Below are 22,104 nucleotides of genomic sequence, written 5' to 3' on the forward strand. Positions count from 1 at the left end.
ATAAAAGAAGTGCTTGTTTAGCTCATTTAAAACATTTAAACTGACAGTTTCGCTCGTTGTTCAGTTTTCAAAGAACAATTTCGACAACTTTTACATCTTACCAGATGTTAATCAGTGTGTCAAGCATTTCTTTTATCTTGTTTCGACAACGTTCATCATATTATCAGATGTTCGCGTATCTTGCAAGCATATCTTTTTGTTTCTTGTCTCGCTGTTGTTCAGCGGCGACTTTTATAATATATCACAGCCACCCAGCTGATTGCAAGCACTTTTTCAAATTAATTTGAAGTTACGTTTGCACCGCTTATTGCTGCTGTCCCGCCGTAAGACGAGGTCCTTAATTTATCATATCACTCCCGCCCCAGTCAACCCTCGACTTCAATCGACATCAGAACAATACCGCCTTCAATCCAGCGATCAGCGCCACACCCGGAAGCCCTAGCACCATGACCGTTCCTACGGTCGTTGCATTGAGCGGGATTTCCCATCCACTAAGAAGCCCAGAGTAATTGACCGCATATAACGCAAGCGCAGCAAGTATAAGATGAAGCGCGAATCTGCGAAGGAACTCCAGCGAGCCGCGGTTTCTGAATAACACAACAAGTAAGGAAAGCGAAGATATCACGAGCAAAGCCGTCCAGAACCATTTCATCGTTCTTCACTCCTTGTCCATGCCGGCCACTCTACATCTTTAAGCGCCTTTGCACGTTTTACAAGCATGGAGTACCGTTGCTCCGCCGCCATTAGGTGATATACCGCATAATCAACCTCGTCCTGCTCCACCGCATATTGAAAGAACCGAGTTGCACTGAGCCAGCTCTTGCGCGCTTCTTCAATGTCGATCTTTAGATCCCATACCTCTTGCGCCGTTTCATGCCGCTTCTGCTTGTCCGTCAGTTCAGTGCGCTTCTGCCCCCACCATTTTAACCGCATATATAATCCCCTCCGCTCGTCCATACTTGCTCATCACAATGTATGAACGTTCGCTGACGGTTAGAACGGAGAAGGCAATGCCATTCACGATTCCTACTAAAATAAAACAAATGCCGCACCATCCATCATTGGACGATGCGGCATATATCACAGCAGGATCTGTAAACAACTAGTTTAGCTCTCGACGACCCTCAAGCGCCTTGGACAATGTAACCTCGTCCGCATACTCAAGATCGCCGCCTACCGGCAGACCATGTGCGATTCGCGTAACTCGAATGCCAAAAGGCTTGACCAATCGGGACAAGTACATCGCCGTCGCCTCCCCCTCGATGTTCGGGTTCGTCGCCAGAATCAGTTCTTGTACACGCTCATCGCTTAACCGTTGAAGCAGTTCGGCAACCCGAATCTGGTCCGGCCCAACTCCCTCCATTGGCGATATTGCACCTTGCAATACATGATAATACCCGTCGAACTCTTTGGTCCGCTCCATAGCGACCAAATCTCTGGATTCCTGTACAACGCATATAACGGATCGATCGCGCGTATTATCCTGGCAGATCCGACAAGGATCTGTATCGGTAATGTTGCAGCAGACCGAGCAGTAATGCAGATTACGTTTGACGCTGACGAGCGCTTTGGCAAAATCGATTACATCGTCCTCCTGCATGCGAAGCACATGAAACGCTAGTCTGGCAGCAGTCTTAGGACCAATGCCTGGCAGTCGGGTGAACGCGTCGATCAATTTGGCTATGGGCTCAGGATAATACATGAGCGTTCTCTCCTCTTTAAGCGGCAAACGGCCTGCCGGTCGCGGTATGCGGGTCCGACAGGCCGCCTGTCATGCTAACATTAGGCGTATCTTCAAGTCTTAGAACAGGCCAGGAATTTTCAGTCCGCCTGTATATTTGCTCATATCTTCGTTCGCGAGTTCTTCAGCCTTCGCGAGTGCATCGTTTACAGCCGTCATCACGAGATCTTGCAGCATCTCGATATCTTCTGGATCCACTGCTTCTGGTTTGATGTTGATGGAGAGAATTTGTTTGTGGCCGTTTACTTGTACAGTAACGACGCCGCCGCCTGCGGAACCTTCAATCGTCTTCGAGCCGAGTTGTTCCTGCGCTTTGAGCATTTGCTCTTGCATCTTCTTCACTTGCTTCATCATATGCTGCATATTTGTCATATCATTCACCTCGTGAGATTTATAAGATAACGCTATAACGCTATTCTACCTAATCGGACTTAAGCTCGACAAGCTGGTCTCCAAACATTTTGTATGCTTCTTCGACCCATTCCGGTTTGGACGCCGGCTCATCCTCGGGCTCAAGCTGGAGTGTTTCGGCTGTTTCCTGACGAGCCGCCCCGCCTTCCGCAGCTGCCTGCCAATCTTTCATCATGACGGTCGCAAGACGAATCGGTCTGCCGAATACTTCACGCAGCACATGTTCAATCAGTTCACGGTTAACCGGCTTCTCCGTCGTCTCCCGATGCATCATGCTCTTGAACGCAACAAGCACCGTCTCGTCTGCAGCCGATACTGGATCACCATCAACAAGCCATGCATGAACCGTAATCTTCGCATCTTTGACCCGTTGGAGCAGCTCTCCCCATCGCATCCGAATCTGCGATGTTGCAGAGCCGTTCAATGCAGCCACAAATGGCTCAAGCTTCGGCTTGCTGATTGTACCTCCGCCGCCTGCCGAACCAAAGGCTCCTCGTGCCGCGCCGCCTCGACGGTTCGCGTTGCCCGCATTCGCTTGGCCTGCGCCAGACGCCTCGCCAGCACCTGCTGCCGTCACGCCATTGCGAAGCAGCTGCTCGAGCTTGTTCTCCAACATCTCGACTTGGCGCTGCAATCGTGTGATTTCACCTTGGCCAGCTGCTGAGCCTGTCTGCGAACCACCTGAAGAGGCTCCTCCGCCCGATGCAGCATCCCGCTCGACCGTCTCTCCCTGCTCATTCATCGTACAGAGCTTCATCAGCGCAACCTCAAACAACGTCTGAGACTGAAGCGCATGCTTCATCTCGGTCTGATAGCGGTTCAACACGTCGATCATTCGGAACAATCGCTCAGCAGTAAAGGCCTGCGCCATCTCGCTGAAACGTCCATCGTCAACGATACGTTCGGTCGATGCGCCTGCCTGCGGAGCTAGCTTCAAGACGAGAAGGTCACGGAAATAGTAAATAAAGTTCTCCATGCACTTCTCTGCGCTCTTACCCGCCTGCATTAATCCTTCTACAAGTGGAAGGATCGCTCCTGCATCCCGGTCTCGAACAGCTTCTGCCAATCGAGCGAATTGATTCGCGGCCAATCCTCCGGTAACATCCACAGCACCCTCAAGCGTGATCGACTCACCGCCAAATGCTGCTGATTGCTCGAGAAGGCTGATCGCATCACGCATACCGCCTTCGGATAGACGCGCGATATAGGATAACGCCTCTTCCTCAGCCTGTATCCCTTCCTCTTGGCAAATAAGACGAAGGCGTTCCGTCTGTTCCTCAAGCGACACTTGTCTAAAATCAAACCGCTGACACCTTGAAATAATCGTCGCCGGCAGCTTGTGCGGTTCCGTAGTTGCCAAGATGAAGATAACGTGACCGGGCGGTTCCTCTAACGTCTTCAAGAGCGCATTAAATGCCTCGGTCGTAAGCATATGCACTTCATCAATAATATACACTTTATATCGAACTTCGGACGGGGCGTAACGAACTTTATCACGAATTTCGCGAATCTCGTCGATCCCGCGGTTGGAAGCGGCATCAATCTCGATGACGTCCATGACCGTGCCAGCCGTAATCCCCTGACAAGCATCACATTCATTACACGGTTCCGGTGCCGGTCCTCGTTCACAGTTGACGGCTTTGGCCATAATCTTGGCAGCACTCGTCTTGCCTGTTCCGCGAGGCCCATTAAATAAATAGGCATGCGAGACTCTATTCTCGCGAATCGCATTCTGGAGTGTCTTGATAATGTGCCGTTGTCCGACCATGTCATGGAACGTCTGGGGACGCCAAGCTCGGTATAAGGCAATATGAGACATGCGGACCCATCCTCTCTGCGATGACATTTCGATCCGATTATTCCATTATACACGAACCCAAGCAGCAACAAAACAAACATATTGCGCCTGCTGGATTCACCATCAATAAAGTTAGATACAAAAAATCCGGCCTGCGCATCATGGGATTAACCATTCAATGCGCAGCCGGATGGCTGTTATTATAAGTAGGTACCGTGCACCTACTCCCGATACATGCGATCCGAGTGGCACCTTTGATCCCAACTCGAGTCAGGCACTCCCCCAACACATGAACGTGTCTGCTTACGGCTGCTTCCTTCCGGACCTGACCGGGTTCACAGATGCCCATTGCGAGGGACCCAACTGTCAACATTGTTCACAAAGACCAAACCCCGCATCACATAACCTCAAGCAGGAATTCAACCTCGCTACAGCGGATTGCGAGTTACAGGGCACCGCTACCTCCCCGTCTAGCACGGTAAAACTAAGTATAGACGATTGAAACCTAAAGTGCAACCTCTCGGCAAAAGTTACATAATGAATAATCCGTTACGGTGTTACACGAACATCAACTTCGTATCGAGGCATATTCTGCCGAACGACTGCAATTGCCTTCTTCTTCAGTTGTTCCCGTTCTTTGGCGTTCAGATTTCGATCGGCGTCAATCGTAACCGTAAGCCGCGCACCATCGATAACGGTGCGTGAGCGAGTAATTCCTTTCAGTTCGCGAAGCTTCTGGTCGACGAAGTCGGTATCGTTCTTAATCGTCAAGCTGTGCGGCGAGTTCGGAAGCGAAGGATTCGTATTCGTCAGCCCCATATAGCCATCATGACCGTAGTGCTGTACCCGCATTTTATTATCATACTTGCCGCTTCCTCCACCGCAGCCCGCCTCAAGTGCGATAAGCGCGATAGCGAGCAACCCGAGTGCAAGCTTGCTGGAAATCCGGCGATCGTATATACGCGAATGAGCGATTCGATTGAAGAACATAAACAAAAAACCTCCCTTTAGACCATAGGATGGCTGAGGGAGGTCGTTGTATTCTGCCAATTTCAAACAGAATATTAGATACCGTATTTCTTTTTGAATCTGTCCACACGACCGCCTGCATCGATAAACTTCTGTTTACCAGTGAAGAACGGGTGGCATACGGAGCAAATCTCGACACGCAGGTTCGATTTGATCGAACCAGTCTCGAAAGTATTGCCGCAAGCACACGTAGCAGTCGTTACGTGGTACGTCGGATGAATACCTTGTTTCATCTCGTTCACCTCTTTCCGCCCTGAACTACATGCGAGTCCAGAGTAAGTAGCACATACAACGGTGATTATAGCACGTGTCGTTCAACCTGCGCAATGACATGTATATCCTGCGTTAATCATCTGCCCATTAACCCTGGTGATTGCTGTTATCCGCTACCGGCTTCCGAGCTTGGAAGGCGGAAGATGAGTATAAGAGCCAATCACAACGTCTGGCAGTTCTTCGCGATAAATCTCCAACATCTGCTTCATGCCATAAATTTCACCCTGCGGCTTCGGAATCAACTCCAGATAACTTTCAGGGTCGATGTTCAGGTTGCGCATCTGGATCAACTTAAGTCCTGTCCGCTTCACGAAACCGATCATCGCTTCAATCTCTTCTTCACGGTCGGTTACACCAGGGAAAATCAAATAGTTGATCGAGGTGTAAACACCTTTGTCCGTCGCATATTTGAGGGATTTCTCTACGTTCTTCAGCGTATAGGCACGCGGCTTATAGTAGGCATTGTAATGATCGTCCAACGCGCTGATCGTGCTGACGCGCATCAGATCAAGACCCGCATCAACGATGCCGCGCATAAAATCGGTTATACCCGCATTAGTGTTGATGTTGATATAACCCATCGAAGTACGGCTTCGCACTTCCTTGATTGCTTCAATAATAATCTTAGCTTGCGTGGAAGGCTCGCCTTCACAGCCTTGACCGAAGCTGATAATCGCATCCGGCGTAACGAGCTGCTCCATCATAACCTGCACAACTTCTTCGACAGTCGGACGGAAGTTCATCCGCGTCTGCGGCGCAACAAAACCGCTGTCGTCAGGTTGTTCCGAAATACAGCCAAAGCAGCCTGCGTTGCAGGAATATGAAACAGGAACCCCGCCTTCCCACCGCTGCAGGAATGTATTAGATGAAGTCAGGCACTCATAGCCGAGCGCACAGTTCGATAAATGCTTGTACAGACGGTTCTCCGGATATTTCGCCGTCAACCGTTCAACCCCGCTAGCTACAGCACGGCGGTCGCAGTTGAGCGGATTCCATCGTTCCGGATCGTCCGTAGCCTCAGCTGCCACATAAAATTGTCCGTCCTTCCAAACTACAGCCGTATAGCCGAACAGCGGGAACTTCTCGTCCTTATTCGTCTTTACATACGAAGGAATGTTCAAACGGGTATAGCCTTGCGGCATTAGCGCGCCTACCGCCTGCACATCGCCAGGCAGTACCGCCATCGTTCCTTTCTTCGGGTCCAGACCAATCGGTCGCGTATTCGGCAAACCAACCAGCGTTGCACCTTCAGGCAGGGGGATAAGTTCCTCTTCCATTAGTTCAACAACCATATCGCCGCTGCGTCCAAGACCAATCCAAGTTGGATGGTCGAATACGTTGCCATCGGCGTCTGCATAAACAAGATTCATGCTGTCCTCCTAAAAAAGGGTCCGGCGAGCCGAACCCAACTTCTCAAACCATTGCAAATGTTCTATTCACGAGGCGATGCTGCAGTCGAGCGAGCCTGCGGCCTACGGCCAACACTGGTGCCCCCGCTGCTTCCAGCCGAATTCGTTCCTGTATGGGATGATCCGTTCGTGAACGATGATGTATCAAGCGACATGAGGAACTCCTCGTTCGTCTTCGAGTCGGCAAGCTTCTTGAGGAAGCTGTCTACGAACTCCATCGAATCGTTCATGCTCTTGCGGATTGCCCAGATCTTGTCGAGTTCTTCCTTCGTTAGCAGCATCTCTTCGCGGCGCGTACCCGAACGACGGATATCGAGCGCCGGGAAAATGCGACGTTCTGCCAGTCTGCGATCCAGATGGAGCTCCATGTTGCCTGTACCTTTAAATTCTTCATAAATAACGTCATCCATACGGGAGCCCGTCTCGATAAGAGCCGTAGCCAGAATCGTAAGACTGCCTCCCTCTTCCACATTACGCGCCGAACCGAAAAACCGTTTAGGACGGTGGAAGGCCGCAGGGTCAATACCACCGCTGAGCGTACGGCCAGACGGCGGAATAACAAGGTTATAGGCACGAGCAAGCCGTGTAATGCTATCGAGCAGAATAACAACGTCCTTCTTACTCTCAACAAGCCGCAGCGCACGTTCAAGAACGAGTTCAGCAACTTTAATATGATTCTCCGGCAATTCATCGAAGGTTGAAGCGACAACTTCCCCTTTGACTGAACGCTGCATATCCGTTACTTCCTCCGGACGTTCATCAATAAGCAGCACAAAAAGCTCAATGTCGGGATGATTGTTCGAAATACTGTTGGCAATCTCCTTCAGAAGCAGCGTCTTACCTGCCTTCGGCGGAGCAACAATCAAACCGCGTTGCCCGTGACCAACCGGGGCGAGCAAATCCATAATCCGGGTCGAGAGCTTGTTAGGGGCTGTTTCCAGTACCAATTTCTTCTCTGGGAAAAGAGGGGTAAGGGCGGGAAAATGAAGACGTTCTGCAGCAGTTTCCGGGTTCTCGCCATTGACTGCATTAACTTGAAGCAATCCATAATAACGTTCGTTCTCTTTGGGCGGTCGACACTTACCCGACACGAGGTCGCCTGAACGCAGATCGAATCGTCGAATCTGAGACTGCGAAATATAAATATCTTCATTGCTGCTGGAATAATTGATCGGTCGAAGGAATCCGAAGCCGTCTGGCAGGATATCCAAAATACCTTGCATGAAGAAAAATCCGCTTTTCTCCGCTTGCGCCCGCAATATCGCGAAAATAAGTTCTTTTTTCTTAAACTGTCCGTAATAAGGGATCTGATACTGCTTCGCCAGCTTGTACAGTTCCGTTAATTTCATCTCTTCTAGATCAGCGATCTGAAGATCGGCCATATTCTCACCACTCTATTCGATTTTGCTTACCAGCATTGCCTGAAAAAGTAGACGCTATTCCATTGGGATTCAAAATAGCGCCACTCTCATGCATCCCTATTCCTATTTATCGTCAGGAGCTGTCTCCCGCCAAATATCTGCACCTAAACGGCGCAGGTTTTCTACCAAATTATCATAACCGCGATCGATATACTCCACGCCTGTTACTTCTGTTATGCCATCCTTAACCGTCAGGCCCGCAATAACAAGCGCAGCACCCGCTCGCAGATCAGTTGCATGCACCTTGGCCGAGCTCAATGGTCCGCCCTCAATAATTGCAGAACGTCCCTCGACACGAATATTGGCGCCCATCAGCGCCAGTTCAGGCACATGCTTGAATCGGTTGCCATAGATGTAGTCGGATAATATGCTTACACCGCTCGCCTGCGTAAGCAGACTAGTCATCGGAGACTGCAGATCGGTTGCAAAGCCCGGATATACCAGCGCTTTGACATCGACAGGATGATAAGGTTGATCTCCGCTGATGATGCGAACCGCATCATCCATTTCTTCGACGGTTGCGCCCATCTCGCGAAGTTTAGCCGTAATGGCCTCCATATGTTTCGGAATAACGCCCTCAACCGTAACATCGCCCCGTGTTGCAGCAGCCATGATCATATACGTACCCACTTGAATACGGTCCGGAATAATGGAGTGGCGGCAGCCATGCAGCTGATCGACGCCTTCGATACGAATGGTCTCCGTGCCAGCCCCTTTAATACGCGCGCCCATGGAGTTAAGCAATGTTGCTACATCTATGATTTCAGGCTCTTTAGCCGCATTTTCGATAATTGTGGAGCCTTTAGCTCTAGAAGCCGCGAGCATAATGTTAATCGTTGCACCAACGCTGACGATATCCAGATAAATCTTTGCGCCGCGCAGTTCTTTGGCTGTAATACGCATTGCGCCGTGCTCATTCACGACAGTCGCACCTAATGCTTCAAAACCTTTGATATGTTGGTCGATCGGTCTTGGTTCAAAATTGCAGCCGCCTGGCAAACCGATAACAGCCTCGCCGAAACGGCCAAGCAATGCACCCATCAAATAATAAGACGCCCGAAGCATCTTCACTTTGCCATTCGGCATCGGAACGGACTTCAGGTCGGACGGATCGATACGGATGACATCATCCTTCCGCTGCACGACTGCACCAAGGTCCCTCAATATCTCGCTATATACAGCAACGTCACTTATCGCCGGCAAATTATCCAATACAACTTCCGACTCTGCTAGAATGGCTGCAGGAATAAGCGCAACTGCGCTATTCTTCGCACCACTGATCTGCACTTCACCATGAAGCGGACGACCGCCTCGAATCATCAATTTCTCCATGCCTTTAACCCGAACCCTCCCCCGTCAGAAGCGAACAAATACAGCGAATAACGACACCGACCGTTTAAGAGGTTGTTCAAAAAAACCGCACTTTTTGAACACGCACTTTAATTGGAAATTATCCCTATGAATATGGCGAATCTCCCCCGGCGAATCAGTAATGATCCGCTACAGGAGAGACTTCCGCCTGACAAGCATAAGGAGGGCGAATAGCCCGTCCCTCGCTGGAGCACCGCTCCATTATGGTCGATCCGTCCATCTCGGACGGTCGTTCGGTTTCATGTTTCGAACGTTACGCTTGATTGCTGCTGCCGAACAGACGGATTTTCTCTTGAACGATTAATCTTGATTGATCTTACTTCTATGCGAACTTCGTACCATTAATTTCATCATCACATCTCTTAAGTTAGGACACACTGATTCAGTATATCACAATGCGTTCGAATATGGTAAATGGATTGTAGCACAGCAAAAAAGGACCTATCAACTAGGTCCCAATCGGTGTACGGCTATTCAAATCACCGCGGAGCTGATGATTGACTGCAAAACGAAGCTCATCAATATCAAACGGCTTCGTGAAGTGCATCAACGCTCCTAAATCACGAGCTTCATTGATAATATCAAGCTCGCCGTATGCGGTCATCATAATGACTTTGATATCGACATCGATCGTCTTGATATGACGCAATATCTCGAGACCATCCATGCCAGGAATCTTCATATCGAGAAGCACTAGATCCGGACGCTGTGCCCGAACAATCTCCAGTGCCAGCTTACCGTTGGAAGCTTGATAGGTTTCGTAACCCTCGCTGCTGAACACTTCCATCAGCAGTACCCGAATTCCGTTCTGGTCATCCACGATCAATACTTTGTTGCTCTCCACTTCCTCGCCTCCTACAAAACCTCGGACTCGCCGAAAATTCCATTTTTTATTCTATAAATATCTATTCGCAGCATGTATCCTATTTTCCTTCCGTTTTTTCAAAAAAAAGGAATTACATGTCTTGTCAGATATTGATAAAGAACAACAAAGCAAAGTCAAAACCCGCTAATTCGGCATTTGAACTCCGTTTGATTTGCCACCAAAATCAGACAGAAAACAAAAAAAACCGCCTATGCATTCAGTCAGAATGCACAGACGGATATGAGTAAACGTATTGCTTATTGGTTCGAGTAGTTCAACGCTGCGCGAACGAATCCACGGAACAACGGCTGCGGACGGTTCGGACGGGATGTAAACTCTGGATGGAATTGAACAGCCAGGAACCACGGGTGGTTCGGAAGTTCAACCATCTCGATCAAACGGCCGTCTGGGGACGTGCCCGAGAAGACGAGACCGCCAGACTCAATGCGCTCACGGTATTCGTTGTTGAACTCATACCGATGACGGTGACGCTCGTACACAAGCTCATCGTCGTACTCCTTCATGCCGACCGAACCTGGCAGAAGCTTACACGGATACAGGCCAAGACGCATCGTACCGCCCATATCTTCGATATCCTTCTGGTCGGGAAGAAGATCGATAACCGGATATGGCGTAGAAGGATTGATCTCCGAGCTGTTCGCATCGTCCAAACCGCAAACGTTGCGAGCATACTCGATTACGGCTACTTGCATGCCGAGGCAAATACCGAAGAACGGTACATTATTCTCGCGGGCATAGCGTATCGCCGCAACTTTGCCTTCGATACCACGGTCGCCGAAGCCGCCTGGAACGAGAATGCCGTGTACGCCTTGCAGCAAATCAGCTGCATTGCGGTCCGTCACTTCTTCTGCGTTAACCCAACGAATGTCGATATCGGATTCAAGCGCGATGCCAGCATGGCCAAGCGATTCAACGATCGACAGGTAAGCATCATGCAGCGCAACGTATTTGCCGACGATTGCGATCTCGGTCTTCTTGTGCAGCGACTTCACACGCTTCACGAGCGCTTCCCACTCCGTCATATCCGGAGGTGTCGTCGTCAGTTTCAAGTGGTTCACGACGATATCGTCGAGACCTTGCTCACGGAGCATCAGCGGAACTTCATACAGTGTCGAAGCATCGCGGCATTCTACAACAGCGTTCGCGTCAACGTCGCAGAATTGAGCAATTTTGCGCTTCATGTCTTCTGGCAGTTCCTGTTCCGTACGGCAGACGATCACGTTCGGTTGAATGCCGATGCTGCGCAGTTCTTTGACACTATGCTGCGTCGGCTTCGTCTTCATCTCGCCTGCTGCTTTAATATAAGGAATGAGGGTAACGTGAATGTACATGACGTTATCGCGGCCGATATCGCTCTTGATCTGACGAATCGCTTCCATGAATGGCAAGCTTTCGATATCGCCAACCGTACCGCCGATTTCCGTAATAACAACGTCGGAGCCTGCTTCCTTGCCTGCACGGAAGATCCGGTCCTTAATCTCGTTCGTAATATGGGGGATAACTTGAACCGTGCCGCCCAAATACTCGCCGCGACGTTCTTTCGTAATAACGGTCGAGTAAATTTTGCCGGTCGTTACGTTGTTGTTCTTCGACAGATTAATGTCGATGAAACGCTCGTAGTGGCCCAGGTCAAGGTCCGTCTCCGCGCCGTCATCCGTTACGAATACTTCACCGTGCTGATAAGGGCTCATCGTACCCGGGTCAACGTTAATATAAGGATCAAATTTCTGAATCGTTACTTTAAGACCGCGGTTCTTCAGCAGCCTGCCAAGAGATGCCGCTGTAATGCCCTTACCAAGAGAAGACACGACACCGCCTGTTACGAAAATGTATTTAGTCACTGTACCAATACCCTCCAAGCTCCTATGTTAATGTTTAGGTTTGCCTAATCTCGCGCGAATCAGCGCTGCGCACTGCAAGGAATGTCGTCCAAATTATGGAACAATACTCAAATGACCGCATGAGAAAAAGGTTTCGCCGTCCGAGAATCGGACGGCGTCCTATGTGTGTTGGCAAAATAAAAAAAGTGACACCCGTGTCCACGGGGCACTTTCGTTCTCGTAGATATACAAGTTATGACAGTAATAAGAACGTCACAACGCGTGTACGTTAACAATTCCTTATCCTTCATCAGAAGCCCATGCAATAGTTTACCTTCTGGGAGAAGGCCTGTCAAGTAATCATCGACGGCAAGATGAAACGTCTGCAGCCCTCTTTTTGGAATTAAAAAAGCGGCTTTGTACGCCCTAAATTGGGGAGCACAAAACCGCCGCCGCGATTAGTTATCGTCGTCGTCTTCCTCATCGCCGTCGTCAGCATCGCTGTCGAAATCGTCGCCTTCTTCTCCTTCGAGTTCTTCACTCTCCGAATCCTCTTCGATCTCTTCATCGTCGATTGCCACGTCTTCGTCGACTTCCGCTTCTTCTTCGTTCTCTTCGAAGTTCTCACGATCCTCATCGTACGAATCGTAATCGTCCTCTTCCGCCGTGTATGTTTCTTCCTCTTCATCCGCAAAGATGTCTTCATCATCATCGTCATCATCGTTGATAATGCGAGGACGTTTGGCATTCGTAATTGGATCTTCGTTACGCTCGATCGGATACCAGCGTTTCAAGCCCCAATTGTTGCTGCCAACGCACGCGAAGCGTCCGTCAACGTTAATCTCTGTATATACTTGTGCAATCACATCATTAATCTGCTCTGGATCCAATTCACGGATCTTTGCTATCTCCATCATCAAGTCCCGATAATACATCGGGGTGTTGGTTGATTTCAACACTTCGAATGCCAGGTCCACCATCGGCATTTCTTGAATCTGCTCGCGGTCCCATTTTGCGGCGAAATCGCTGCTCATCCTGACCCATCCTCCCGCTACCTCAATATCGTCGAAAACCCGTTCATTTACGATTGTTTCCGTATCAACCTATAGTAAAACCTATTTCCATACAAAATGCAAGCTTATAAGCTCGTCCACGCGCAAAAAGCGAAGGGCATATCCCCTTCGCTTTGACTGTATCCTTCCGGACGTGGTGTCTATGTTCCGCCCTCCGGGATTGTAAGAGACCTTTATTGGCTCTTACACCATCCTATGTCCTGTTCCGCTTTTTGACACGGTTTCAAGCCTAATTATATGAAAAAAGGCAACTTGCTCATGCGGGTCTTACCGCTCGTTCATACAATACTGCAGCATCGTCGTCGGGAGGGGACCTGTAATTTGGACACCACCGCTTTTCTCCGTTGGCTGCAGGGTATGATGGCCGAAAAAGGCGCGAGCCATAGAAAAAGAATTATTCGTTTTCAACACACCCAGGACTTTCGCCGATTTCTTCACGAATGGTCGGAAATGAAGGGCTCGGTGTCGACACTGCAATCGGTCCGACAGATGGGCATTATTCAAGCGATATCTTGTCCGATCCCCGATGACAGCCCGCACCGTCGATTCGACGGGCGGGTCTGGGTAGAGACGGACCAGCGTGTCCGCATTCATGGCGTGACATCGCGGGTGCCCGCTCCCGAGAAAGGAATCCCTTGGGGCGTGGCACATATTAAAGCGCCGCAAGCTTGGAGCACGACAACCGGTCATAAAATTCGAATTGGCGTCGTCGATACGGGCGTCGACTTCAGCCATCCCGATCTGCGAGGTTCGCTGGCGCGGGGCATTAATCTGCTCAATCGCAGCTTGCTGCCTCATGATGATAATGGACATGGGACCCATATCGCCGGCACCATCGCTGCGGCTAATCAGCTGCAGGGCATGATCGGCGTTGCACCTCGTTCGCTCATCCATCCCATCAAGGCGTTCGATCATAATGGAAGTGCCTATGTCTCCGATATTATACTCGCGATCGACTGGTGTGTGCGGAATCGGATGAATATTATTAACATGAGTTTCGGAATGAAATCGCGCAGCAAGGCGCTGCTGAGCGCCGTAACCAATGCGGCTAATGCAGGCGTCATCATTGTTGCTTCCTCTGGCAACGACGGCAAACGCCGTGCAATTGACTATCCCGCCCGCTACCCGCAGACAATATCGGTCGGTGCAACGACGAGACTGCGGCGCATCGCGCCCTTCAGCAATCGCGGCATCTATATCGATATCTATGCACCCGGTGACAAAATTACGTCTTCCTGGCTTAAAGGCAAGTATCATGAGATGAGCGGAACCTCGATGGCTACATCCCATGTGAGCGGCGCTGTTGCGCTACTGCTTGCCAAGCACCCAGACCTGACGCCTGCTGAAGTCAAGGCTACTCTCAGGCGTTCCATGCAGCCACTGCGCGGCAAGAAGGCGCCTCGTATGACCGGGGAGCTCGATATTGCGAAGATGCTGCAGATGATGGAGAAACAATAGGGGAGCCCTCATGACCATGATGAATCAAGGCAGCAGGAAGAGAAACCTGTACTTGAACGGACCAAAGGCCTGAAGAGAAGCCGCTGCGGCTTGCTCATCAGGCCTTGTATCATTTATTGGCGATAAAACCTACCTCATGCTTACGAAGCTGCTTTGCTACGCAAAGCTGTAGGGTTGTTCCTCCTGTGTTGCATCGATACAGGTTTCTTACATGCGCTCAGGAGCTGTTACGCCGACCAGACGCAGCACGTTCGCGATAACGATACGCGTTGCAGCCAGCAGGGCCAGGCGCGCTTGCGTCTGCTCTGCATCTTCCGTCATGACGCGCTCTGCTTTGTAGTAGCTGTGGAACTGCGAAGCCAGCTCGTACACATAACGAATGACGCGGTGCGGCGCATACTGGGCAGCAGCATCCGAAATTTCTTGCGGCAGCTCGCCGAGCTTACGCAGCAAGTCGTACTCCTGCTCGGTCGACAGGCGGGACAGGTCGATGTCCGACAGCGAACGCATTGCGACGCCTTGCTCTTCCGCCTGACGGAAAATGCTGCAAATCCGTGCATGCGCATACTGTACATAGAATACAGGGTTCTCATTCGAAGTCGAAACTGCCAGGTCCATGTCGAAGTCGAGGTGAGAGTCCATGCTGCGCATCGTGAAGAAATAGCGGATTGCGTCGACGCCGACTTCATCCATCAGATCTTCCATCGTTACGGCTTTGCCGGTACGCTTGGACATCTTCACCTTCTCACCGTTCTGGAACAAGCTCACCATCTGTGCGATCAGAACCGTCAGCTTGCCTGGATCGTTGCCGAGCGCCTCCATAGCTGCTTTCATACGCGGGATGTAGCCGTGGTGGTCAGCGCCCCAGATGTTAATGAGTTGATCGTAGCCGCGGCCGTATTTGACACGGTGGTACGCGATGTCTGGCGTCAAATAAGTATAGGAGCCGTCATTTTTCACAAGAACGCGGTTTTTGTCGTCGCCGAACTGGGTCGTATTCAGCCACGTTGCGCCTTCTTCTTCATAGACATGTCCAGTTGCACGAAGTGCGTCCAGACCTTGCTCTACGAGACCTTGCTCATACAGCGATGTCTCGCTGTACCACAGATCAAAGCTGACGCGGAAGCGGCCGAGGTCGCGTTTGATTTTGTCGAGCTCGCGTTCCAGACCGTATTGGCGGAAAAAGGCGAAGCGCTCGTCATCCGACAGCGACAGCAAACGGTCGCCTTCTTGCTTGGCAAGCTCTTCAGCGAAGCCAACGATATCTGCGCCATGGTAACCGTCCTCTGGCATCGCAGCATCTTGACCGAGTGCTTGCTTGTAGCGGGCTTCAATCGAATAAGCCAGGTTCGCAACCTGATTGCCTGCATCATTAATATAGTATTCGCGCGTTACGTCATAACCTGCGAAATGAAGTACGTTACACAATGCGTCGCCAACTGCTGCGCCGCGGGCATGGCCAAGGTGCAGGCTGCCTGTTGGGTTAGCGCTGACGAATTCAACCTCAATGGACTTGCCTGCGTTATCTTGTACGCGGCCATAGTTGTCGCCCGATGTCAGTACATCGCCAACGACTGGGTACAGATAGTTCTTATTCAGGCGGAAGTTGATAAAGCCTGGGCCGGCGATTTCAGCCGACTCGATCGAAGCGGATGCGCCGTTCAAGTTCGCGACAATTGCTTCGGCAATCTGGCGCGGGTTGCGCTTGGCGATCTTCGTCAGCTGCATCGCAGCATTGGTTGCAAGGTCCCCGTGCGATTTGTCGCGCGGCACTTCGAGCACGAATTCCGGCAGTTCTTCACGAGCGACGATGCCTGCTGCGACGACTGCGTCGGCAATCGCATTTTTCACATTGTCATATAATTGATCAATTACGTTGGTCATGAGATGAAACCTCCTAATAGTATTTGTATCATTAGAGCGAGCTTATCGCATTAACAGTCCGTGTCGGGCTCGGCCTTCAGCTTGATCTTGAACTGCCCCGTTAATTCCTCATCGACATACATGTTATAATGCCATTCGAGCAGCATGGGAAGCATCGGAACCAGTTCTCCATCTTCGACTTCGACCGGTTGCTGCTGACCGCCGCGCTGTACGAGATCGCCGCACTGCATCCATAACAGCGATGTGTCCGTCACCATCTTGAATCGTGCGAAAGGCGACTTATATTCGCCAGCCTGCCTTGCTCCTGCAACGAAATTCTGCTCCGACTCCACGACGCCTCGCCGAGCAATGTTAAGCTGACCGTCCCGCCAGCGGATCACGGTCCGCACTTCGCCGGAACTCTCGTCCGTCTCCGTATATCGCACATAAACGGTACGTCCTTTGCGGAACCATTCGCCAGTGAATTGATGCTCCTGCATCTCGCCTTCGATCTCGCTCGTTAACGTCAAACGAACATTTGCCTTATCTGTCACTTGATTGACCACCCTCCTATCTGCCCTGCTTCTTATTCCAATATCGTACAAGAGCTGTATTCGGGCATGCACATCAGAGATGACATTAAAAAACCTCCATCTCTTGTAGGAAAGAGACGGAGGTTGATCCGCGGTACCACTCTTCTGGCTGACTTCGTCTTAAGCAGCCTCTCAAACACGATAACGGTGTGACCGGGCAATTCTACGCAGCAAGCAGAAGCGATAAGCCTCCTTGCCTTCAAACTGCCAACTCCCGGGGGCGTTTCCGAGGCATCGATACTGCCGGCTTCCACCATTCCCGGCTCGCTGTCGCATCGCATCGCTTCGTACTGTCCCGCTCATCGTCGGTTAACTAATTGCATCTATTATATGCGATACACTGGATTTTGCAAATATGGTTCGATCACACGCCATGCAGCGAGACGGTCATCCAGGTTGCGCATCGTCTTCGTTGGCACCGGACTTGTCGACGGCAGCTTCAAGCAGACAACGCGCGCCGCTTCCTCTGTTGCGCCAAAATGCCGCTTAAACGTATCATGCGACTTGGTTCCGTTCAATGCGATGGCGCGAATGTTCGGATACCGACGTAGCAAGCCCGGGATATCATTAACGACCTCATCGCGAATATTCGCATCCAGGCTGCCTTCCCGTGTGCATGATTTGAGGACATCCCACATCGCAACATGATGATCAAGCGCAAAAGCCAGTCTGGCCTCATACTCATCGTCAACCGGCAGCCCATGCAGACCATAAAGAACACGCCAAAAATAGTTTCGCGGATTGCCATAATACTCACTCGCTGTTAATGATGGAACGCCCGGCATGCTGCCGAGTACCAGCACAGAAGATCGCTCGTCTACGACGGGCTCGAAGGAATGTACGGTCGTCATGTTAGTAGGGTTAGATCCTCCTTCTATGCGTATATAAGTGCAACTGCTTCCAAAATGACTGATGACGTCTTAACTGCCGCTTCCCCCACTGCTTCCATTGCTGCTTTCATTACTATTGCTACTTCCATCACTGCTTCCATTGCTGCTTGGCGTGCCGCCGAACCGTTCGATCTCTTGGCACAGCTGATGCTGCCATTCCTTATCCTCGGTCATCGAAGCCATTAGCGACAAATTGTACAGCTGCGCAAGCCGCATACAATGATCAGCATTCACGTCCAAGCAATGCTCCATCTCCAGCCGTTCCGAATCCGTCAGCTTACGACGTTTCTGAATAATTCGCAGCTCTGCCATCCGCTCGTAGATTGGCATCAACTTCATACGGACACCCCCTCTTGGTATCCAGCATGCCCACTATTGGATGGAAATATAGCAGGTGTGATGACAGAATTGATAGTTCATTCAGCGCGATGAAGCTAACAGCTTCGAGCCCTTACTGGTGTGAATATTCTATCTCATTATATCCGTTGCTTGAACTCTTACAAACTATCATATACACAGCGATGTTACTAACGCTTCTAGTGATGTTCTGCATCAAAAAAAAAAAGCTCCATCTTATTCGGCAGGTGCCGACCAAGATGAAGCCTCTTCATAATGCCTTACCTTATTTCACGAAACCAAGCAGCATCTCACGAATGACTTTGGCTGCAACGATTTGCGTTTGTTCTGTTGAATCATAATGCGGCGCTACCTCCACGAGGTCGCAGCCTACAATGTTGATGCCTGCGCGAGCGATTGCATGTACCGCGTCGAGCAGCTCCTTGCTCGTAATGCCGCCAGCTTCTGCCGTGCCTGTGCCAGGTGCGCACGAAGGGTCCAGCACATCGATGTCGATCGTCAGATAAACAGGACGGCCTGCAAGCTCAGGCAGCACTTTCTTCAGCGGCTCGAGCACTTCGAACGGATAGAAGTTGATGTTCTCGCGCGCATATTGGAACTCTTCGCGGGAGCCTGAACGGATACCGAATTGGTAAATGTTCTTGCCGCCCATCAGGCCAGCAGCTTTGCGCAGCGGCGTCGAGTGGGACAGCGGCTCGCCTTCGTAGCTCTCGCGCAGGTCAGCATGCGCATCGAAGTGGATGATAGCCAGATCCGGGTACTTCTTGTACACCTCTTGGAAAATAGGCCACGATACGAGGTGCTCGCCGCCGAGGCCTACCGGCATTTTGCCATCATTCAGAAGGCCGCCAACGTATTCGCCGATAATTTCGAGCGAGCGTCCCGCGTTGCCGAATGGCAGCAGCAGATCGCCTGCGTCAAAGTATGTAATGTCTTCAAGACTGCGGTCGAGGTACGGGCTGTACTCTTCCAGACCGATCGATACTTCACGGATGCGGGCAGGACCGAAACGCGAACCTGGACGGAACGATACGGTGAAGTCCATTGGCATACCGTAAATAACGGCTTTGGATGCTGCATAGTCATCGGAACTTAAGATAAAGACGTTGCCGGAATACTTTTGATCGATTTTCATGTGGGAACCTCCTGAAATGTTGAGAATTAATGATATCGAAAGCTTGCGCTTACGTTCAAATTCCCGGAGCCGATCGCCCCCTTCAAGAAGCGCGCAGTTCCGGGAACCTCACTACAAGTGCGTGTTCACAAAGTAACAACCACTTTAATGCTATTAGTTCACCAGATTCTCAACGAATTTCGGCAGAGCGAACGCTGCCTTGTGAAGACGTGGAGAATAGTACTTGGTATCCAATTCAGGAATCGCCGATTCGTCAATCGTAAGCGGATCGTGCTTCTTGCTGCCCATTGTGAACGTCCACAGGCCCGACGGATAAGTTGGTACATTCGCGCAATAAACGCGAACGATCGGGAACACTTCCTTCACATCGCGGTTAACGCTTGCGATAAGATCCGCCTTGAACCACGGATTGTCCGTCTGGGCAACGAAGATGCCTTCCGCCTTCAGCGATTCGTAGATGCCTTGGTAGAAACCGCGCGTAAACAAGTTCACCGCTGGCCCAACCGGCTCAGTCGAATCCACTATGATGACATCGTACGTATTCTTATGATCATGAATGTGCATGAAGCCATCATTAACGATCACTTCAACTCGCGAGTTGTCGAGCTCGCCTGCGATGTTCGGCAAATATTGCTTCGAGTATTCGATCACTTTGCCATCGATTTCGACGAGTACCGCTTTCTTCACCTGCTGGTGTTTCAACACTTCGCGGATAACGCCGCCATCGCCGCCGCCGACGACAAGCACGTTCTCAGGGTTCGGATGGGTGAACAGCGCAGGGTGTGCAACCATCTCGTGGTAAACGAATTCATCTTTATCTGTCGTCATGACCATCCCGTCGAGGACGAGCATTGTGCCAAACTCTTCGGTTTCGATCATGTCGAGCTTCTGGAAATCCGTCTGTTCGCTCACGTACGTTTCTTTGATTCTCGCCGTAATGCCATACGTTTCCGTCTGCTTCTCCGTGTACCACAATTCCATCTTCATCTTCCCTTCTATACGCACAATTCCGCCTTAGGGTCAATGTTTCCTTTTGTATTATAGAGTAACCAAAACTTCATTACAAACTATAATTAAGGCACCAATTTATCCTTTCACCTTGCGGAGATCACTTCTCAAAATTATAGTCAGCAGTGTTTTGTTAATGTTCTGTAAATGTAAATCCAATGTAAATCTTTAGGTCAACCCATCCCCCTTCCTGCTCATAAAATGCAAAAAAACCGCGAGCGAGCTCGCGGCTTACACTTGTTCCTATTAGTTGTATTTGACCGAGTACGAAACGGTTGGATAAGGCGTCGTCGAGCCTGGCACACGCTCTAGCACAAGGATGAGCGTGCCTGGGCTGTAGTAAGCGGAGCCCGTGTTGTAAACGGTCGTATTCGCTATGAACGAACCTAATTGAATCGGTGCGCCGCCGTTTGGCAGCTGCCATTCGAAATGCCCTTTAATCGTATTCGCTACCGACGAAGTGATCGTTATCGAAGTGCCTGTCGTGCTTGCATTCGGCAGGATGTAGGCCTGCCCATCGCCAGCCGAGATCGTATTGTAGTAAAGACCGCCCTTCTGAACGCCAATAACGGTCGAGCTTGCCGATGCCGTCACACTAAATGCAAATACGATGACGAATACAAGCAGCGCGATGCGCGCAGTCAATTTGTTCATTATAAATCCCCCTAGTCGTTAATGATAAGCAGCGCTGTTCGTATTAGTTGTATTTGACAGTGTAAGTGACGTTCGGATAAGCCGCAGTCGTGCCCGGCACCCGCTCCAGCACGAGAATGAGCGTACCTGGGCTGTAATAACCCGAACCAGTGTTGTAAACCGTCGAATTAGCCGTAAACGAACCAAGCTGGATCGGTGAGCCTCCGCTTGGCAACTGCCATTCGTAATGCCCTTTAATCGTACCAGCTACCGATGACGTAATCGTTATCGAAGTACCCGTCGTGCTTGCATTCGGCAGAATGTAGGCCTGTCCCTCGCCCGCCGCAAGCGTATTGTAGTAAAGACCGCCCTTCTGAGCGACCGTGACGCCAGAGCTTGCAAATGCAGTCACGCTAAAAGCGAAAACGATTACGAAAACAAGCAGCGCGATGCGCGCAGTTAGTTTGTTCATTAATAAGTCCCTCCTAATTAAATGGATTGGATATGTTCCTCTTAATTAAATACAACGGAATACGAAACGTTCGGATAAGCCCCCGTCGTGTCTGCTACTCGCTCAAGCACAAGCACGAGTGCACCTGGGCTTGCAGGATAACCCCCACCTGTATTGAAGAGCGTCGTATTCGCTACGAATGAACCTAATTGAAGTGGGGAACCGGTAGGTCGCTGCCATTCGAAGTGACCCTTAATCGTACCCGCTACTGACGAAATAATCTTCACGGATGTGCCGGTTGTGCTTGCATTCGGAAGAAAGTAAACCTGTCCCTCGCCAGCAGCGATCGTATTATAGTACGTGTTGCCCGTCGATACGACAGTAAAGGTCGAACTTGCGGATGCGGTGACGCTAAAAGCGAAAACGATTACGAAAACGAGCAGCGCGATCCGCGCACTTAACTTCTTCATTCACAACAACTCCT

Annotated in this window: 23 protein-coding genes, 1 other RNA gene and 1 other annotated feature; of the genes, 1 reads left to right on the plus strand and 23 read right to left on the minus strand. The window is 50.6% G+C overall.

Annotation, left to right across the window (positions count from 1 at the left end; genetic code table 11):
* Nucleotides 1–388: 388 nt before the first annotated feature.
* The 14 genes from H8B09_RS23845 to rpoE all read right to left on the minus strand — a co-directional run bounded on the left by H8B09_RS23845 (nt 389) and on the right by rpoE (nt 13,193).
* Nucleotides 389–652, minus strand: coding sequence for a pro-sigmaK processing inhibitor BofA family protein (locus tag H8B09_RS23845; RefSeq protein WP_191206105.1), 264 nt, complete (start codon nt 650–652; stop codon nt 389–391).
* Complete coding sequence (locus H8B09_RS23850; RefSeq protein WP_191206106.1) at nt 649–933, minus strand: DUF2508 family protein; 285 nt, start codon at nt 931–933, stop codon at nt 649–651. The genes H8B09_RS23845 and H8B09_RS23850 overlap by 4 nt, the downstream gene beginning before the upstream one ends.
* Nucleotides 934–1,102: 169 nt before the next feature.
* Nucleotides 1,103–1,702, minus strand: a complete 600-nt coding sequence (gene recR / locus H8B09_RS23855) for a recombination mediator RecR (protein ID WP_191206107.1) — start codon at nt 1,700–1,702, stop codon at nt 1,103–1,105.
* A gap of 99 nt (nt 1,703–1,801) precedes the next feature.
* Entirely contained in the window at nt 1,802–2,113 is a 312-nt protein-coding gene (locus H8B09_RS23860; protein WP_191206108.1) for a YbaB/EbfC family nucleoid-associated protein, read from the minus strand.
* 49 nt (nt 2,114–2,162) lie between these two features.
* Nucleotides 2,163–3,971, minus strand: a complete 1,809-nt coding sequence (gene dnaX / locus H8B09_RS23865) for a DNA polymerase III subunit gamma/tau (protein WP_191206109.1) — start codon at nt 3,969–3,971, stop codon at nt 2,163–2,165.
* A 192-nt stretch (nt 3,972–4,163) separates the two neighbouring features.
* Nucleotides 4,164–4,429, minus strand: an RNA gene (ffs, locus tag H8B09_RS23870) — signal recognition particle sRNA large type.
* A 70-nt stretch (nt 4,430–4,499) separates the two neighbouring features.
* Entirely contained in the window at nt 4,500–4,940 is a 441-nt protein-coding gene (locus tag H8B09_RS23875; protein ID WP_191206110.1) for a hypothetical protein, read from the minus strand.
* Between the two features lie 74 nt (nt 4,941–5,014).
* Nucleotides 5,015–5,212: a 50S ribosomal protein L31 gene (rpmE, locus tag H8B09_RS23880; RefSeq protein WP_191206111.1), complete on the minus strand. Its 198-nt coding sequence runs from the start codon at nt 5,210–5,212 to the stop codon at nt 5,015–5,017.
* A 153-nt stretch (nt 5,213–5,365) separates the two neighbouring features.
* Complete coding sequence (locus H8B09_RS23885) at nt 5,366–6,622, minus strand: radical SAM family protein (RefSeq protein WP_191206112.1); 1,257 nt, start codon at nt 6,620–6,622, stop codon at nt 5,366–5,368.
* A gap of 62 nt (nt 6,623–6,684) precedes the next feature.
* On the minus strand, nt 6,685–8,043 hold the full coding sequence (rho, locus tag H8B09_RS23890) for a transcription termination factor Rho (protein ID WP_191206113.1): 1,359 nt from the start codon (nt 8,041–8,043) through the stop codon (nt 6,685–6,687).
* 102 nt (nt 8,044–8,145) lie between these two features.
* Nucleotides 8,146–9,414, minus strand: a complete 1,269-nt coding sequence (gene murA, locus H8B09_RS23895) for a UDP-N-acetylglucosamine 1-carboxyvinyltransferase (RefSeq protein WP_191206114.1) — start codon at nt 9,412–9,414, stop codon at nt 8,146–8,148.
* A 487-nt stretch (nt 9,415–9,901) separates the two neighbouring features.
* A complete protein-coding gene (locus H8B09_RS23900) occupies nt 9,902–10,297 on the minus strand; it encodes a response regulator (RefSeq protein WP_191206115.1) in 396 nt (131 codons plus the stop codon).
* 278 nt (nt 10,298–10,575) lie between these two features.
* Nucleotides 10,576–12,180 carry a CTP synthase gene (gene pyrG / locus H8B09_RS23905; protein WP_191206116.1) on the minus strand — a complete coding sequence of 535 codons (1,605 nt, stop codon included), beginning with the start codon at nt 12,178–12,180 and terminating at the stop codon, nt 10,576–10,578.
* A gap of 437 nt (nt 12,181–12,617) precedes the next feature.
* Nucleotides 12,618–13,193, minus strand: coding sequence for a DNA-directed RNA polymerase subunit delta (rpoE, locus tag H8B09_RS23910; protein ID WP_191206117.1), 576 nt, complete (start codon nt 13,191–13,193; stop codon nt 12,618–12,620).
* 360 nt (nt 13,194–13,553) lie between these two features.
* Here rpoE and H8B09_RS23915 point away from each other — a divergent pair, with 360 nt between their 5' ends.
* Nucleotides 13,554–14,690: a S8 family peptidase gene (locus H8B09_RS23915; RefSeq protein WP_191206118.1), complete on the plus strand. Its 1,137-nt coding sequence runs from the start codon at nt 13,554–13,556 to the stop codon at nt 14,688–14,690.
* Nucleotides 14,691–14,897: 207 nt separating this feature from the next.
* On the opposite strand, the gene argS is transcribed toward H8B09_RS23915, so the two are convergent.
* The 9 genes from argS to H8B09_RS23960 all read right to left on the minus strand — a co-directional run bounded on the left by argS (nt 14,898) and on the right by H8B09_RS23960 (nt 22,090).
* The gene (gene argS, locus H8B09_RS23920) at nt 14,898–16,574 is read right to left on the minus strand and encodes an arginine--tRNA ligase (protein WP_191206119.1); all 1,677 of its coding nucleotides are present in this window, start codon (nt 16,572–16,574) and stop codon (nt 14,898–14,900) included.
* A gap of 50 nt (nt 16,575–16,624) precedes the next feature.
* The gene (locus H8B09_RS23925; RefSeq protein WP_191206120.1) at nt 16,625–17,107 is read right to left on the minus strand and encodes a YwiB family protein; all 483 of its coding nucleotides are present in this window, start codon (nt 17,105–17,107) and stop codon (nt 16,625–16,627) included.
* Between the two features lie 109 nt (nt 17,108–17,216).
* Nucleotides 17,217–17,458 (minus strand) — a binding site (T-box leader).
* Nucleotides 17,459–17,472: 14 nt separating this feature from the next.
* Nucleotides 17,473–17,997, minus strand: a complete 525-nt coding sequence (locus tag H8B09_RS23930; protein WP_191206121.1) for a DNA-deoxyinosine glycosylase — start codon at nt 17,995–17,997, stop codon at nt 17,473–17,475.
* A gap of 69 nt (nt 17,998–18,066) precedes the next feature.
* On the minus strand, nt 18,067–18,375 hold the full coding sequence (locus H8B09_RS23935) for a DUF7667 family protein (protein ID WP_318152735.1): 309 nt from the start codon (nt 18,373–18,375) through the stop codon (nt 18,067–18,069).
* A 283-nt stretch (nt 18,376–18,658) separates the two neighbouring features.
* Nucleotides 18,659–19,528 (minus strand): agmatinase, encoded by an 870-nt coding sequence (gene speB, locus H8B09_RS23940; protein ID WP_191206122.1) that lies wholly within the window; start codon nt 19,526–19,528, stop codon nt 18,659–18,661.
* 153 nt (nt 19,529–19,681) lie between these two features.
* Nucleotides 19,682–20,509, minus strand: coding sequence for a polyamine aminopropyltransferase (gene speE, locus H8B09_RS23945; RefSeq protein ID WP_191206123.1), 828 nt, complete (start codon nt 20,507–20,509; stop codon nt 19,682–19,684).
* 273 nt (nt 20,510–20,782) lie between these two features.
* Entirely contained in the window at nt 20,783–21,190 is a 408-nt protein-coding gene (locus tag H8B09_RS23950) for a hypothetical protein (protein WP_191206124.1), read from the minus strand.
* Between the two features lie 43 nt (nt 21,191–21,233).
* A complete protein-coding gene (locus H8B09_RS23955; protein ID WP_191206125.1) occupies nt 21,234–21,641 on the minus strand; it encodes a hypothetical protein in 408 nt (135 codons plus the stop codon).
* A gap of 41 nt (nt 21,642–21,682) precedes the next feature.
* Nucleotides 21,683–22,090: a hypothetical protein gene (locus H8B09_RS23960; RefSeq protein WP_191206126.1), complete on the minus strand. Its 408-nt coding sequence runs from the start codon at nt 22,088–22,090 to the stop codon at nt 21,683–21,685.
* Nucleotides 22,091–22,104 lie beyond the last annotated feature (14 nt).

It is taken from the genome of Paenibacillus terricola (assembly GCF_014779765.1).
GTDB lineage: Bacteria > Bacillota > Bacilli > Paenibacillales > Paenibacillaceae > Paenibacillus_T > Paenibacillus_T terricola.

What these genes read in the sequence shown, in the direction of transcription:
- H8B09_RS23845 (WP_191206105.1), bottom strand. Translation starts at nt 652, where the DNA reads ATGAAATGGTTCTGGACGGCTTTGCTCGTGATATCTTCGCTTTCCTTA.
- H8B09_RS23850 (WP_191206106.1), bottom strand. Translation starts at nt 933, where the DNA reads ATGCGGTTAAAATGGTGGGGGCAGAAGCGCACTGAACTGACGGACAAG.
- recR (WP_191206107.1), bottom strand. Translation starts at nt 1,702, where the DNA reads ATGTATTATCCTGAGCCCATAGCCAAATTGATCGACGCGTTCACCCGA.
- H8B09_RS23860 (WP_191206108.1), bottom strand. Translation starts at nt 2,113, where the DNA reads ATGACAAATATGCAGCATATGATGAAGCAAGTGAAGAAGATGCAAGAG.
- dnaX (WP_191206109.1), bottom strand. Translation starts at nt 3,971, where the DNA reads ATGTCTCATATTGCCTTATACCGAGCTTGGCGTCCCCAGACGTTCCAT.
- H8B09_RS23875 (WP_191206110.1), bottom strand. Translation starts at nt 4,940, where the DNA reads ATGTTCTTCAATCGAATCGCTCATTCGCGTATATACGATCGCCGGATT.
- rpmE (WP_191206111.1), bottom strand. Translation starts at nt 5,212, where the DNA reads ATGAAACAAGGTATTCATCCGACGTACCACGTAACGACTGCTACGTGT.
- H8B09_RS23885 (WP_191206112.1), bottom strand. Translation starts at nt 6,622, where the DNA reads ATGAATCTTGTTTATGCAGACGCCGATGGCAACGTATTCGACCATCCA.
- rho (WP_191206113.1), bottom strand. Translation starts at nt 8,043, where the DNA reads ATGGCCGATCTTCAGATCGCTGATCTAGAAGAGATGAAATTAACGGAA.
- murA (WP_191206114.1), bottom strand. Translation starts at nt 9,414, where the DNA reads ATGGAGAAATTGATGATTCGAGGCGGTCGTCCGCTTCATGGTGAAGTG.
- rpoE (WP_191206117.1), bottom strand. Translation starts at nt 13,193, where the DNA reads ATGAGCAGCGATTTCGCCGCAAAATGGGACCGCGAGCAGATTCAAGAA.
- argS (WP_191206119.1), bottom strand. Translation starts at nt 16,574, where the DNA reads ATGACCAACGTAATTGATCAATTATATGACAATGTGAAAAATGCGATT.
- H8B09_RS23930 (WP_191206121.1), bottom strand. Translation starts at nt 17,997, where the DNA reads ATGACGACCGTACATTCCTTCGAGCCCGTCGTAGACGAGCGATCTTCT.
- H8B09_RS23935 (WP_318152735.1), bottom strand. Translation starts at nt 18,375, where the DNA reads ATGAAGTTGATGCCAATCTACGAGCGGATGGCAGAGCTGCGAATTATT.
- speB (WP_191206122.1), bottom strand. Translation starts at nt 19,528, where the DNA reads ATGAAAATCGATCAAAAGTATTCCGGCAACGTCTTTATCTTAAGTTCC.
- speE (WP_191206123.1), bottom strand. Translation starts at nt 20,509, where the DNA reads ATGGAATTGTGGTACACGGAGAAGCAGACGGAAACGTATGGCATTACG.
- H8B09_RS23950 (WP_191206124.1), bottom strand. Translation starts at nt 21,190, where the DNA reads ATGAACAAATTGACTGCGCGCATCGCGCTGCTTGTATTCGTCATCGTA.
- H8B09_RS23955 (WP_191206125.1), bottom strand. Translation starts at nt 21,641, where the DNA reads ATGAACAAACTAACTGCGCGCATCGCGCTGCTTGTTTTCGTAATCGTT.
- H8B09_RS23960 (WP_191206126.1), bottom strand. Translation starts at nt 22,090, where the DNA reads ATGAAGAAGTTAAGTGCGCGGATCGCGCTGCTCGTTTTCGTAATCGTT.